We start from the raw sequence: 14,192 nt of genomic DNA, 5'->3' as shown, positions 1-14,192 counted from the left end.
TGACCATCGGATGATTCGCTCGTTCTGCTGAACGTGAGCACCCAGGAACTCGCCTCCTTCTCCTTCGGCCCGGTCGATGTCGAACAGGCCGAGGCCGCGCTCGTCGAGCACTACCCGCGACTGGTCCGGATCGCGTACCTCGTGCTGCCGCCCTCCCTGGGGCGCAACCGGCGGGTGCTGACGGCGCACGCGCTCGTCCAGCGCTCGCTGCCGGGACGGCGGACCTCCGGGGCCGGAGTCCCGGGGCCGCACCGCTCCGAGGACGCGGTCGACCCCGGGTACGCGTACGTCCGGGTCGAGGTGCTCCGGCAGGCGTTCGTCGCGGGGCTGCCGCTGCGGCGCCGGGCGCTGCCCCGGCGGGCGCAGTTCCCACCGCTGCTGCCGCACGTCTGGGGGCTCCGGCTGTTCCCGCGGGCGGGCGGCGCCGACGAACTGGCGCTGGACCAGCGGCTCTCCGCCATGACCGGACCGGCGCGCGCGGTGTACGTGCTGCGGTGGCTGGAGCGGCAGGGCGATCCGGAGGTGCTGCGGGTGCTCACGGCGGCCGGGGTGGCGGAGCCGGACGCGGAGGCGGCGCTCGTGGCGGCCGGCGAGGTGGAGGTGGCGCTGGGCATCGGTGCGGCGGGCCTGCTGGACTCGCCCGAGTTCGATCCGTGCTCCCTCCAGGCCCGGCCGACGGATCTGATGCGCCGCCGGCAGCACGGCAGGGCGGCGCTCGCCGCGGCGGCGGCCGTCCTGGTCTGCGGGACGCTGCTCGGGCTGCCCGGGGAGGGCTGGGGGCCGGGTGGCGCCTCCGCGCCGTCGTACGCGCGCAATCCGGCCGCGGAGGCCGCGCTCGACCCGGGAAGGCTGCGACGCGTCCCCGCCGGGTTCTGGCAGCACTCGGCGCGGACGGACTTCTCGGTCTGGCCGGCGCGGGGTGCCCTGGTGGACGACCGGGCGCTGCTGCGGCGGGCGCTCGCGGTGTGGGCGCGGCCCGGCGCTTCGGTGCGGTCCTCGGCGACACCGGGGACGCCGGTGGGACCGCCGATGGGACCGCCGCACCTGCTGTACGCGGGCGAGGTGGACGGTTCGCGCGTGGTGCTCTTCCACGACGGGCTGCGGGCGGTGCGGTACGCCGAGCCGTCGGCGGGGACGGCCGGTGCGGCGCTGGACTTCGCGCGGACGGACGGGGCGGACGAGGCCGGCTCCGCGGCCCTCGTCCTCTCCCGTACGTCGGCCAACGTCCGCTATGTGACGGCCCCTTGGGTCCGGGAGACGGCCGTACGGGACCTCCTGGCGCCGGCGAAGGCACCCTGGCGGCTCGAACGGGACGTGCACGGCGTCACGCAGCCGCTGCTCAGCCCGGCCCAGGCACAGGGGTGCGCGGCGTGGAACACGCTCCAGGTGCGGGACACCACGGGGGTGCGGCTGCTGGCCGATCTGGGCGAGCTGGCGCCGGCCAGGCTGACCTCGGGACCGCCCGGGGCGCCCGCGGACGTGACGGGGAAGGCGGCGCGGTCGCTCTGGGAGCGGGCGGCCTGCCGGCTGACGGCGGTCCGCTCGCACGGGGTGCGGTCGGTGAACGCCTGGCGGTTCGCCGAGCAGCGGCTGCCGGAGGACGGGGGCCGCGCGGCCTGGGTGTGCGCCCGCGCGGAGACCTGGCGGGGCACGGGCAGCCGGGTCCTCGCCCAGTTCCAGGTCCCCGCGCCGGGGGTGGCCGCGGCCGTGGTGGCGCAGGCCGAGGAGTCCCCGGCCTGCGGGGTGCGGGAGCCGCGGGTCCTCGCCGGCGTGCTCTGGCAGGCGAAGAGCGGTCGTTGGTACGTCCTGGCGGCGGGGAGCGGGGACTTCGTGGCGCTGCGGACCACGGGCGGGGTGAAGGGCGAGGCGGACGGCCCGCTGCTCGCCCTCCGGGCCGCGCCCGGCAGCCGGGCGGACCTGACAGGGACGTTGGCCGACGGAACGCGCGTGGGGGCGCTGCGTTGAACACGCGCCCGTGAGGCTCGGGCGCCGTCCCGTGGCGGGGCATGAAAAATCGGCGTGCACGACCCTGGTGCCCATTGCTTACCCCTCAGTACATTGACGTCATGTCTAATACGCAGCCTGCACCGGTGGCGTCGGAGCACATCGAACTCAAGGCACGCAAGGTCTCCTTCGACTGGGAGAAGACCCCGCTCCACTGGGTTCCCGGTGATCCGTTCACCACCCACACCATCAACGTGCTGCACCTGCTGCTTCCGGCCGGCGAGCGCTGGTTCGTGCACGTGTACAAGCAGGTGCTCCCGTTCATCACCGACGACCGGCTGCGTGACGACGTCATCGGCTTCATCGGCCAGGAGGCCGTCCACTCCCAGGCGCACGACGACGTGCTCCCCCACCTCAGGAAGCTCGGCCTGGACCCCACGCCGTACACCGCCCAGGTGGACTGGTTCTTCGAGAAGCTGCTCGGGGACCGGACCCTGCCGCCCGGCCGGGCGCGCCGCTGGTGGCTGATGGAACGGGTCGCGCTCATCGCCGCGATCGAGCACTACACGGCCTTCCTCGGCAACTGGGTCCTCAACGCGGAGGAGTTGGACCGGCGGGGAGCGGATCCGACCATGCTGGACCTGCTGCGCTGGCACGGCGCCGAGGAGGTCGAGCACCGCTCCGTCGCCTTCGAACTGTTCATGCACCTCGACGGCGGCTACCGCCGACGCGCCCGGACCTGGGCCACGGCCTTCACCGCGATGGTCTTCCTCTGGCAGCGCGGCACCCGCTTCTTCATGGAGAACGATCCCACCCTGATCGACGGCAGGGCGTCGGTCGGCCAGCTCGTCCGCAAGGGCCGCGAGGGCGTACTGCCGTCCACGCCCGATCTGCTGCGGGCGGTCCCGCGCTACCTCAGACGCGACTACCACCCCTCCCAGGAGGGGAACACGGCCCAGGCCGTCGCGTACCTGGCCGACTCCCCCGGCGCCAACGGAGGCCGCTGACCATGCCCCGTCCGCTCACCGTCGTCCTGATCGCCGGGGCCGCGGTCCTCGCCAGGCGGGCCATGCGCCGCCGGATCAACGCCGCCCCGCTCTGGCCCCTGCCCGCCCTCGACGAGCCGGTCTCCGGCCGCGGCCGGCTCGCGACCGTGACCCGGAAGGTCCTGGTCACCGAGCGCACCGAACCCGCCGAGGGCGTCGTACGGCTCCGGCTCGAAGGCACGGGCCTGCCCGCCTGGCAGCCGGGCGCCCATGTCGACCTGGTACTGCCGTCCGGGCTCGTACGGCAGTACTCGCTGTGCGGGGACCCGGCCGACACCGACACGTACACGGTCGCCGTTCGCCTCCTCGAGGAGGGCCGGGGCGGCTCGCGCGAGGTGCACGAGCAGCTCCACGAGGGCACGGAGATCGAGATCCGCGGGCCCCGGAACCGCTTCCCGCTGGTCGACGCGCCGGCGTACGTCTTCGTGGCGGGAGGCATCGGCATCACCCCCGTCCTGCCGATGCTGCGCGCGGCGGAGGCGGCGGGCGCCGACTGGCGGCTGCTGTACTGCGGGCGCAGCCGTGCCACCCTGCCGTACCTCGACGAGATCGAGAAGCTCGGCGGCGGGCGCAGCGAGACGGGAGTCCCCCCGGCCGAAGGCCGGCGGAGGGTGACGGTGGTCACCGAGGACCGAGCGGAGCAGGACGGGGGCGCCCCCGGCCGAAGGCCGGGGGAAGGGCGCCCCGCACTCGGTTTCCTCGCCGAGGTGCCCGAGGAGACGGCGGTGTACTGCTGCGGACCGGACGGCCTGATGGACGCGGTGGCCGCCGCGATGCCGGCGGGCCGGACACCGTACCTGGAGCGCTTCTCCCCCACCGCGACGAGCGGCGGCGGCCCCATCGAGCTCGAACTGCGCCGCACCGGACGTACGGTGACGGTGGCGGCGGACCAGTCCGTCCTCGACGCCGTCCGGGGCGTGGTGCCAGGGGTCGCGTACTCCTGCGAGCAGGGCTTCTGCGGCACCTGCCAACAGCGGTTCCTGGAGGGCGAGATCGATCACCGCGACGAGCTGCTCACGGACGCGGAGCGCGGCGACTCGATGCTGATCTGCGTCTCGCGCTGCGCCGGGGAACGGCTGGTGCTCGACCTTTAGCGCAGCTGCCGGGTCAGGGCAGGATCAGCCAGTCGAAGGCGAGGGCGGCCGCCAGGCCGCCCACCAGGAGCCAGGTGCCCAGCCGCGTACGGCCGTTGCGGGAGAGCTCGATCACGACACCGCAGAGGACCATGGCCAGTCCGTACACACCGACGACCAGCACCGACGTACGGCTGGCCAGCCGGATCACCAGCACGGCCGCCATGGCCACCAGCAGCACGGACGCGGCGGCTATCCGCAGTTGACGGGCCTGCTTCGGGCTCAAACCGTTGGTACTCATGTCGTGGGAGCGTATCGGACGGCCGTTAGGCTGTTCGCATGACGACCGGGGTGCGCCGCAGGATGGGCGTCGAGGAGCGCAAGCAGCAGCTGATCGGGGTGGCCCTTGAGCTGTTCAGCCACCGCTCTCCCGACGAGGTGTCCATCGACGAGATCGCCGCGGCCGCGGGGATCTCGCGGCCGCTGGTCTACCACTACTTCCCCGGCAAGCAGAGCCTGTACGAGGCGGCGCTGCGGCGGGCGGCGGACGAGCTGGCGGCCCGGTTCGTGGAGCCGCCGCAGGGCCCGCTGGGCGCGCGTCTGCTGCGCGTGATGGGCCGGTTCTTCGACTTCGTCGACGATCACGGGCCGGGTTTCGCGGCGCTGATGCGGGGCGGCCCCGCGGTGGGCTCGTCGACGACGAACGCGATGATCGACGAGGTGCGGCAGGCCGCGTACGAGCAGATCCTGGCCCATCTGGACGTCGAGCGCCCCTCGGCCCGGCTCGAACTGGTCGTCCGCTCCTGGGTGTCGCTGGCCGAGTCGACGGCGCTGATCTGGCTGGACGGGCGGCGGGTGCCGCGCGCGGAGCTGGAACTGCAGCTGGTGCACGACTTCGCGGCGCTGGCGGCGGTGAGCGCGGCCTACGACACGGAGATGGCGGACGTTCTGGTCCGCATCCTCGCCGACGAACCGGCGGACGGCCCGTTCGGCGAGCTGGTCGGCCGGCTCATGGCGCTGGTGCCGCGGGTGCCGGCCCAGGGCGGTCAGACCTTGCGGTAGGCGGGTCGAGGTCGCGGACCTCGGCGGAGAGCCGTGTGGCCCCCGGCTCCTCGACGTACGCGGGCAGCAGCGCGAGCGCGAAGCCGCGCCGGTCGAGCGGCGCGCAGTGGTCCACGGTGATCTGCGGCATGAGGCGGCTCCCGGTCGCGAGGATGTCCGACCACACCCTTACGGTGATCGTCATGGACGCACAGGTGACCTTCCGGCAGGCGGACGACCGCGATCTGGACCGTCTGGTGGGGTTGTTCGACAGGGCCGCGGGCTGGATGGTCCGCAACGGGATCGACCAGTGGAAGCCGGGCGACAAGAGCGCCGAGCACTTCCGGGCGCGGATGGCGGCCGGCGAGGTGTGGCTCATGGCCCGTGACGGCCGGGCCGTGGGGGCGTACGAGCTGTGGTGGGAGGACGAGCCGGCGTGGGGCCCGCAGCCGCCCGTCGCGGGCTACGTCCACCGGCTGATGACCGACCGGGAGGCCGCCCCCGCCGGAGCCGGCCGCGCGCTCCTCGCGCACGCGGAGGAGCGGATCGCGGCCGGCGGGAGGGCGGTGGCCCGGCTGGACTGTGTCGCGAGCAACCCGCGGCTCCGTACGTACTACGAAGCCGCGGGCTACACGGTCGTCGGCGAGGAGCCCGGGAAGGTCGCCGCCGACGGCACGTACTACGGGGTCACGCTCCTGGAGAAGGCGCTCACCCGGCCCTGAACACCGCGACCGTGCGGGCCGGGACGGTGAAGGTCCCCGAACCGGCCTCGTATGAAGCGGACTTGACCACGGCGTCCGAGCCCCCGGCCTGGACCGGGTGGAGGGCGTAGCCCTGACCGGCCAGGGCGGCGACCCGCTGGGTCTGCCGCTCGGGCGTGGCGTTGAAGACCACGACCAGGCCGCCCAGGCGCATGGTGATCACGCCCGGGGTCTCACCGGTGCCGGAGAGCGGGAAGGACAGGGCGTCCTGGACCTGCCCGGCGGTGGCGAGGGAGAAGACGGACTCGGTCGTACGGATCCTCTGCAGGTCCCGGTAGGCGGCCGAGGCGCCGTCGATCTCCTTGCAGCCGACGGTGAGGGCCGGGGCGGTCAGCAGCGGCTTTCCGTACCCCCACTTGGCCTTGTTGTCGGCCGCCGGAGGCAGGCCGCGGCCGAAGCCGTTGCCGTCCCGGCAGTCCCAGTGGACCGCGTTGAACCAGTCGCCGCTGTCGTACGAGTTGCGGTCGAGCGACTTGGAGCGCAGCAGGTCCGAGCCCGCCTGGGAGAGCGCGGGGCCCTGCGAGAGCGTCGCCGTCGCCATGGCGAGGACCTGCATCCTGGACCGGTCGGCGGCCGAGGTGGTCGCCGGGAGCTTGAAGGCGAGCGCGTCGTACAGGGTCTCGTTGTCGTGGGCGTCGGCGTAGGCGAGGGCGTCGCCGGGGGCGGCCGCGTAGCCGGCCGGGGAGCCGTTGTAGTCGACCTGGCTGCCCTTGACCGTACGGCCGGAGGTGTCGGTGAAGGAGTAGTCGGCGAGGTTGCCGGACAGTCCGACCTTGATCAGGTCCTGGTAGTGCAGGAGCCGGGCCTTCTGCTCGTCCGGGGTGCCGTTGGCCGAGGAGGAGTTGGGTTCGGTGAAGAGACCGGAGGCGAAGCCCTGGACGCCCGGGTCCTCGTCGAAGGGGCCGCCGCCGCGGACGGCGTCACGGGCCCGGTCGGAGAAGGTCGCGACGCCCGTGCCGGCCATGTTCTTCTGGGTGGCCTGGACGAAGCGGGAGTCGTCGGCGATCTCGCCGAAGTTCCAGCCCTCGCCGTAGAGCACGATCGCCTTGCCGTCGACGCCGTCCTTGGCCACGGTCAGCGCGTCCAGGGCCTTGCGGACGGCGAGGATGTTCTCCTTCGGGTGATGGCCCATGAGGTCGAAGCGGAAGCCGTCCACCTTGTACTGCCTGGCCCAGGTGACGACCGAGTCGACGACGAGCTTGCCCATCATGGCGTTCTCGGGTGCGGTGTTGGCGCAGCAGGTGGAGGTGGCGACGGAGCCGTCGGCCTGGAGCCGCTGGTAGTAGCCGGGCACGACCTTGTCGAGGACGGACTTGTCGGCCTGGCCGCTCGCCACGGTGTGGTTGTAGACGACGTCCATGACCGTGCGCAGTCCGGCGCCGTTGAGCGACTGGACCATCTGCCGGAACTCGACCGTACGGCGGGTGCCGTCGGGGTCGGTGGAGTAGGAGCCTTCGGGGACGGTGTAGTGCAGCGGGTCGTAGCCCCAGTTGTAGGCGTCCTTGGCCGCGGCGGCGGCGACGCAGGCCTGCTGCTCCTCGGAGTCGGGGGCGTAGACCTTGAGGTCGCACGCCGGCTGGGTCTGCTCGGACTTCTTCTCGGGGATGGTGCCGATGTCGAAGGCCGGGAGGAGGTGGACGTAGGACGTTCCGGAGGCGGCGAGGGCCTTCAGGTGCCGTGAGCCCTTGCTGCCGGCGTCGGTGAAGGCGAGGTAGGTGCCCTTGTGGGCGGGGACGGCCGTGGTGTCCGCGACCGAGAAGTCACGGATGTGGAGCTCCTGGATCTGGGCGTCCCGCAGCGGTACGGCCGCCGGCTTGGCCAGGCTCTTCCAGCCCTTGGGGGCGAGCTTCGGGTCCGCGAGGTCGACGACCAGGCTGCGGGCCGAGTCGGTGGTCAGGGCGGTGGAGTAGGGGTCGGTGACCTTGTTGGTGACGATCTGCCGGACGGTGGGTGCCCAGACCTTGACCACGTAGCGGTACGGCTTGCCCGTCCACGCGCGCGTGCCGGTGACCGACCAGACGCCGGAGGCGTCGTCACGGCGCATGGGCACGGTCCTGCCGCCGAGTTCGAGCGCGACGGACTGGGCGGTGGGCGCCCAGAGGGACAGGGTGGGGCGGCCGCCCCGGAACACCGGGCCGAGCGCGGCCCCGGTCGCCTTCGACGCGTAGAGGTCGTCGAGGACACCGGCGAGCTGGACGCCCGTGGCGGTCAGGACGGCGCCGTTCGCCGCGTACTGGGCGGCGACGAGCTGCCCCTTGAGCGCCTCGCGGACACGGTCGCGGTCGCGCGGGTCGACCGTGAAGGCTCCGTACGCCTTCAGGTGCGGGAAGGCGGCCTTCTGGGCGTCGGTCAGCTCGGTGCGGTGCAGGCGCAGCGCCCGGCGGTCGTCGCCGGTGAGCGTCCCGTTCTCGACCGTGATCGAGCCGGCGCGGGAGGAGAGGAGCACGCTGGAGGCGGCGGCGTCGCTGCCGTTCCAGGCGAGGGTGGTCTCGTCGATCCAGATCGCCTCGGCCTTGGTGAGGTCGAGCGCGGCGCCGCTGCCCTTGGGCTGCGGCAGCAGGTACTTCTCCTGGCCGCCGAGCAGCCACACCTCATGGCCGTCGGCCTTGAGGTCGAGGGACTGGTCGGTCGGCAGGTCCTTCTCGTCGCCCTTGTGGAGGATGTACGAGAGGGAGGTGGCACCGGCCGCGAGCGGGACCTCGTAGACCGCTCCGTAGGCGTCGGTGCGCACCGGCTCCAGCGGCCTGCTCCAGTCGGTGGGGTTCGCGGCGCCGGTCCAGGTGTGCAGGCCCCAGCCGGCGAGGTCGCCGTCGGCGCGCTGGTAGTGCAGGACGGCCTTCGTGGTGTCCTGGGGCGGGTACGCGCCTTCGGGCGCGGCGTTCAGGACCTCGGGCCTGCCCTGCTCGATCCAGACCTCGCCGGTCCTGGACAGGTCGATGGCGCGGTCCGCGTCGGTGTCCTTGACGCCGTCCTTGTTCACGGCGATGAAGCCGACCGAGGAGGCGCCGGGCTTGAGCTTGACGTAGGCGAAGGCCCCGTAGGCGTCACGGCCGGTGAAGGGCTTGCCCGCGGGCCACGTGGTGCCCTCGCCGTCGGCGATGTCACCCCAGGTGTACAGGCCCCAGTCGGCGTAGTCTCCGTCGGCGCGCTTGTAGTGGACGATCGCGTAGTCGCGCTGGGTGGCGGTCGGCGGCTGCTCGACGGCCGGGGCGCCGCTGGTGGTCGCGGCGGTCGCGCTCGCGGTACGGCCGGCGCTGTCGACGACGACGGCCTTGTAGCGCAGGGCCGTTCCGGCGGGCGCGGTGATCTTCTGGGTGACCTTGTACGGGGCGTGGTCGGCGGAGCCGAGGACCTGCCACTTTCGGTTGCCGGTCTGGGCGGCGAAGACGACGCGGTTCAGCTGCCCGCCGGTGACGTCGGCGGAGAGCTCGACGGTGCCGGTGGCCCCGGCCTCGGGGGCCTTGAGGGTGATCTTCGGTGTGGAGGCGGGCGCGCCGAGCGGCCCGGCGGCCTTGAGCACGAGCGAGCCGAGCGCCGGGACGGTCACGGTGACCTTGGTGTCGGTGGCGCTGGTGACGCGGGCGTCGCCGCCGTGGATCGCGGTGAAGTCCATGCCCGCGGAGCCGGTCGGGATCTCGACGGTCCTCGCCTCGGTGGAGCTGTTGACGGCGACGACGTACTCGGTCCTGGAACGGGCGTCGGTGCGGGAGAAGGCGTAGACGGAGCCCTCGGCGTACCGCTGCTCCTGGATGCCGTCGCGGAGCGCCGGGTGCTTCCTTGTGAGCGCGGAGAGCGCGGCGATCTGGCGGTAGAGGGGGTGGGTGGTGTCGTACGCGTCGGTGGCGTGGGTGCGGTCGGTGCCGAGCTGGTCGTCGTCCAGGTAGTCGGCGGTCTTCGACGCGAAGAGGGTCTGGCGGGAGTCCTTGTCGCCGCCGGCGCCGGTGTAGCCCTGCTCGTCGCCGTAGTAGACGACGGGGTTGCCTCGGGTGAGGAACATCAGCTCGTTGGCGAGCCGGTAGCGCTGGAGGAGTTCGGCGTCGCCGGCCTTCGGGTTGTCCTGCTTGAGGAAGGTGCCGAAGCGGCCCATGTCGTGGTTGCCGAGGAAGGGCACCGACTCGTAGGCGTTGGCCTTGTCGGTGGTGTAGCGGTAGTCCTGGCCGAAGAGGTTGGCCAGCTTCTCCGCCGTACCGCCCTGGGAGGCGAAGGCGCGGGCGGCGTCCTGGAAGGGGAAGTCGAGGGTGGCGTCGAGGCGGCCCTCGGTCACGTACGGGGCGGTGATCGCCGGGTCGGCGGAGTAGACCTCGCCGAACATGAAGAAGTCGTCGCGGCCGCGCTTGGCCGCGTACTCGTCGAGAGCGGTGGCCCACTGGGTCCAGAACGCGGTGTCGACGTGCTTGACGGTGTCGATGCGGAAGCCGTCGATGTCGAAGTCGCGGACCCAGCGCTGGTAGATCCTCTCCATGCCCTGGACGACCTCGGGACGCTCGGTCCACAGGTCGTCCAGGCCGACGAAGTCGCCGTACTGGGAGGACTCGCCTGCGAAGGTCGAGTCACCCCGGTTGTGGTACATCGTCGGGTCGTTGAGCCAGGACGGGACCTTGAGGTTCTTCTTCCCGGCGGGGACGACGGGGGTGCGGGGGAAGGAGTCCGTGTCGACGCGCGGGAACGTTCCGTCGGCCGCGGCGGCGCGGTCGTCGAAGGGGACGCCGTCCTTCGTCAGATACGGGAAGGCGCCCTTGGAGAGGTAGTCGTAGCTCTTCTCCCGGTAGTCGACGACGTCGGCGGTGTGGTTGGTGATGACGTCGAAGAAGACCTTCATGCCCTTGGCGTGGGCCTTGTCGATCAGTCTCTCCAGGTCGGCGTTGGTGCCGAAGTGCGGGTCGACCTGGGTGAAGTCGGTGATCCAGTAGCCGTGATAGCCGGCGCTCGCGTCCTTGCCGGTGCCCTGGACGGGCTGGTTCTTGAAGATCGGCGCCATCCAGATGGCGGTGGTGCCGAGGCCCTTGATGTAGTCGAGCTTCTTGGTGAGCCCCTTCAGGTCACCGCCCTGGTAGAAGCCCTTGTCGGCGGGGTCGAACCCGGTGTCGAGCCGGGTGCCGGTGAGCCCGCCGCGGTCGTTGGCGGGGTCGCCGTTGGCGAACCGGTCGGGCAGCACGAAGTAGAACTGCTCGCGCGTGAGGTCGTGCCGCGCGGGCTGCGCGGCGAGCGCCCGGTCGGACGGCGGGGGTGGTGGCGGCGGCGCGGCCGCGGCCGGGAGGGCGGGCACCATCGCCGCGCACAGGGCGGTGGCCACGGCGGCCGCCGTTCTCTTGCGTATCACGGGGGTTCTCCCTGGAGGTACGGGAAGGGGGGCCGCCCCGGCGGGGCGGCCCTGAGGAGAGGAACGGTCAGCTGCGGAAGGTGTCGTTCAGGACGATCTGGCCGGAGGCGGGGACCGTCGCGGTGCGGTTGGCGCCCGACTCCCAGGTCACGTTGCCCGCCGCGTCCTTGCGGACGTACTTGTACTCGAAGGCCGTGCCGGCCGGCAGGGCGACGTCGAGCTTCCAGACCGGGTACGAGGCCGGGTCCAGCTTCAGGGCGGCGGACGGGGACCAGTCGCCCAGCTCCGGGCGGTTACCGGTCACGTAGATGTCCTGGCCGACCACGGTGGTGGCGTTGACGTCGAAGGCGGCTCCGGCGCTCGCGGGCGGCGGGGTCGTCGTGCCGCCGCAGCTCTTCGCGTTCACGTGCAGCGCCAGCGCCGTGTTCGATGCCAGCGTGGCCGTGAACTGGCCTGCCGCGTTCACCGTCACCGGCGTGTCGGACTGCACGTCGCAGTACGTGCCGGCCGGCAGCCCCGTCTGGAACGTGCGGGTCAGCGACGAGCCCTCGTGGTTGAGGGCGACGTAGGCCTTGTCGCCACGGCCGAACGCGATCGCGTTGTTGCCGTTGTCCCACCAGTTGCCGACCGAGGTCCCCCGCGCCGCGTTGCGGAAGCCCACCATGGAGGCGATCTCGCGCCACGCGTGCTGGCACTTCCAGCCGTCGCTGTAACAGGCGTCGACCTGACCGCCGCCCGGGGCGCCCGCGTCCTTGTCGGACCACTCGTAGCCGGAGTGGACGTCCGGGGAGCCGTACGGCCAGGCCAGCATGAAGACGCTCGCCAGTGTGTAGGTGGCGCCCGCCTTGTAGTTGAGGGTGTCCCCGCCGCGCTCGGTGTCGTGGTTGTCCACGAAGACCCCGGCCGCGCCGGAGGGCATGTAGCCCCAGGACTCGCCGAAGTTGTTCAGGTACGCGAGCTTCTCCGAGCCGAAGATCCGCTTGAGGTCGCGTGCGTAACGGAACTCCTGCACGTCCCCGTTGCCCAGGTACTCGCTCGGCGAGACCGCCTCGCCGGCCCCGTATATCGCCTCCTGCTTCCAGTAGACGCCCGGGTTGCTCAGCCGCGACTTGATGTTCGCGAGGTCCGCGGCCGGCATGTGCTTGGCGGCGTCCACCCGGAAGCCGTCCACGCCGAGGGAGAGCAGGTCGTTCATGTAGCCGGCGATGCGACCGCGGACGTAGTCCTCGCCGGTGTCGAGGTCGGGCAGCTGGACCAGCTCGCAGTTCTGGACGTTGGTCCGGTCCTGGTAGTTCGAGATGGTGGCCCGGCAGTCGTCCATGTCGGCGCCCGAGTACAGCCCCGGGTAGTCGTACTTGGAGAACGAGGTCCCGCCCGTTCCCGTGCCCGAGGCGTTCGACATGTGGTTGATGACGGTGTCGGCGACGACCTTCACGCCCGCCGCGTGACAGGTGTCGACCATGGCCTTGAAGGCGGTGCGGTCGCCGAGCGGTCCGGCGATCCTGTAGCTGACGGGCTGGTAGGCGGTCCACCAGGTCGAGCCCTGGATCCGCTCCTGGGGCGGTGACACCTGCACGTAGCCGTACCCGGCCGGACCGAGCTGGTCCGTACAGGCCTTGGCCACCGAGGTGAACTTCCACTCGAACATCACCGCGGTGACGTCCTTGGGGCCGGGTGCCGCCGCCTGTGCCGGGGCGGGCGGCGCCGTGACGGCCACAGCGGCTCCCGCCACGAGGGCGAGTGCAGCGGCCACGGTCTTTCTGGCCATGATTCCTCCTGACGACGTCCCTGTCGCAAGAAGTTGCCGAAAGTGTCAGCAACTGTTTTCAGCCGTGACCGTACGAGTGCCCCGACCCCGGGTCAACCCTTGGGGCCCCTCAATGCAGGGAGTTACGCAAGGAGTTGCAGCGAGGTACCGGCCGGCGGCTGCGCCGTGGAGCCCCGGACCACCAGCTCCGGCTGGAAGACGAACTCCGTGCGCTGCACGGGGTTCCCCTCCACCTCCTCCAGGAGCGCCCCCACCGCCGCCGTCGCCATCGCCTGCACGGGCTGGCGCACGGTGGTCAGCGGCGGGTCGGTGAAGGCGATCAGCGGCGAGTCGTCGAAGCCGATGACCGACACGTCACCGGGCACGTCGAGGCCCCGCGCGCGCACCGCGCGGATCGCGCCGAGCGCCATCAGGTCGGAGCCGCACACGATCCCGGTGCAGCCCTGGTCCAGCAGGGTGTCGGCCGCCGCGTGCCCGCCCTCGACGCCGAACAGCGTGGGACGGACGTACCGTTCGGCCTCCTCCCGCTCCATCCCCAGGAGCTGGTGCAGCTCGGCCGCGAAGCCCTCCGCCTTGCGGCGCGAGGGCACGTAGCGGGTGGGGCCGATCGCCAGACCGATCCGCTCGTGGCCCAGCTCGACCAGATGCCGCACGGCCATCCGCGCGGCCGCCCGGTCGTCGGACGAGACGAAGTTGGCGTCGATCCGCTCGTTGAAGCCGTTGATGAGGACGAACGGGACGCCCCGAGCGGCCAGCCGGACGTAACGCTCCGGGTCGGCGGAGGCGTCGGCGTGCAGCCCGGAGAGGAAGATGATGCCGGTGACCCCGCGCTCCTCCAGCTGCTCGACCAGCTCGTCCTCGGTGGCGCCGCCGGGCATCTGGGTGCAGAGCACCGGGGTGTAGCCGTGCCCGGCCAGGACCTGCTCGATGACCTGCGCGAACGCGGGGAAGATCGGGTTCGTCAGCTCCGGCACGAGCAGGCCGACCAGGCCCGCGCTGCGCCGTTTCAGCCGTACGGGACGCTCGTAGCCGAGCACGTCGAGCGCGGCCAGGACGCGGTGCCGGGTCCCGCCGGCCACGCCCGCCTTGCCGTTGAGGACCCTGCTGACCGTGGCCTCGCTGACCCCGGACTGGGCCGCGATGTCCGCGAGCCGTGGGGGGTACGCTTCTTGTCTCCTCCGGGGGGGGGAGGTTTGCCCCCCTCCCCCCCGATGGGTTTTGATGGGAGCTCTCCCCCTC

General features: G+C 72.2%; 10 protein-coding genes. 5 read left to right on the top strand and 5 right to left on the bottom strand.

Annotation, left to right across the window (positions count from 1 at the left end):
* Positions 1-24: 24 nt before the first annotated feature.
* From ACFUJR_RS01735 to ACFUJR_RS01725, 3 genes are all read left to right on the top strand, one after another.
* Positions 25-1,965: a hypothetical protein gene (locus tag ACFUJR_RS01735; protein ID WP_383175468.1), complete on the top strand. Its 1,941-nt coding sequence runs from the start codon at positions 25-27 to the stop codon at positions 1,963-1,965.
* 101 nt (positions 1,966-2,066) lie between these two features.
* Positions 2,067-2,951, top strand: coding sequence for a metal-dependent hydrolase (locus ACFUJR_RS01730; RefSeq protein ID WP_383175447.1), 885 nt, complete (start codon positions 2,067-2,069; stop codon positions 2,949-2,951).
* Entirely contained in the window at positions 2,948-4,084 is a 1,137-nt protein-coding gene (locus ACFUJR_RS01725; protein ID WP_383175471.1) for a PDR/VanB family oxidoreductase, read from the top strand. The genes ACFUJR_RS01730 and ACFUJR_RS01725 overlap by 4 nt, the downstream gene beginning before the upstream one ends.
* Positions 4,085-4,097: 13 nt before the next feature.
* On the opposite strand, the gene ACFUJR_RS01720 is transcribed toward ACFUJR_RS01725, so the two are convergent.
* On the bottom strand, positions 4,098-4,364 hold the full coding sequence (locus tag ACFUJR_RS01720) for a hypothetical protein (RefSeq protein WP_383175450.1): 267 nt from the start codon (positions 4,362-4,364) through the stop codon (positions 4,098-4,100).
* A 38-nt stretch (positions 4,365-4,402) separates the two neighbouring features.
* On the opposite strand from ACFUJR_RS01720, the gene ACFUJR_RS01715 reads away from it, so the two are divergent.
* Positions 4,403-5,125, top strand: coding sequence for a TetR/AcrR family transcriptional regulator (locus ACFUJR_RS01715; RefSeq protein WP_383175453.1), 723 nt, complete (start codon positions 4,403-4,405; stop codon positions 5,123-5,125).
* Here ACFUJR_RS01715 and ACFUJR_RS01710 read toward each other — a convergent pair.
* On the bottom strand, positions 5,073-5,309 hold the full coding sequence (locus ACFUJR_RS01710; protein ID WP_383175456.1) for a hypothetical protein: 237 nt from the start codon (positions 5,307-5,309) through the stop codon (positions 5,073-5,075). The genes ACFUJR_RS01715 and ACFUJR_RS01710 overlap by 53 nt on opposite strands.
* On the opposite strand from ACFUJR_RS01710, the gene ACFUJR_RS01705 reads away from it, so the two are divergent.
* A complete protein-coding gene (locus ACFUJR_RS01705; RefSeq protein WP_383175459.1) occupies positions 5,308-5,826 on the top strand; it encodes a GNAT family N-acetyltransferase in 519 nt (172 codons plus the stop codon). The two genes, ACFUJR_RS01710 and ACFUJR_RS01705, sit on opposite strands and share 2 nt — an antisense overlap.
* On the opposite strand, the gene pulA is transcribed toward ACFUJR_RS01705, so the two are convergent.
* The 3 genes from pulA to ACFUJR_RS01690 form a co-directional block, all read right to left on the bottom strand.
* Positions 5,813-11,134, bottom strand: coding sequence for a pullulanase-type alpha-1,6-glucosidase (pulA, locus tag ACFUJR_RS01700; protein WP_383175474.1), 5,322 nt, complete (start codon positions 11,132-11,134; stop codon positions 5,813-5,815). The genes ACFUJR_RS01705 and pulA overlap by 14 nt on opposite strands.
* Positions 11,135-11,252: 118 nt before the next feature.
* On the bottom strand, positions 11,253-12,953 hold the full coding sequence (locus ACFUJR_RS01695) for a carbohydrate-binding module family 20 domain-containing protein (RefSeq protein ID WP_383175462.1): 1,701 nt from the start codon (positions 12,951-12,953) through the stop codon (positions 11,253-11,255).
* A gap of 122 nt (positions 12,954-13,075) precedes the next feature.
* Positions 13,076-14,095, bottom strand: coding sequence for a LacI family DNA-binding transcriptional regulator (locus ACFUJR_RS01690; protein ID WP_383450184.1), 1,020 nt, complete (start codon positions 14,093-14,095; stop codon positions 13,076-13,078).
* Positions 14,096-14,192 lie beyond the last annotated feature (97 nt).

The sequence above is a fragment of the Streptomyces sp. NPDC057271 genome, assembly GCF_042668715.1.
Taxonomy (GTDB): domain Bacteria; phylum Actinomycetota; class Actinomycetes; order Streptomycetales; family Streptomycetaceae; genus Streptomyces.
Note: the sequence above shows the minus strand (reverse complement) of the source record. Positions and strands in the feature narration are given on the sequence as shown.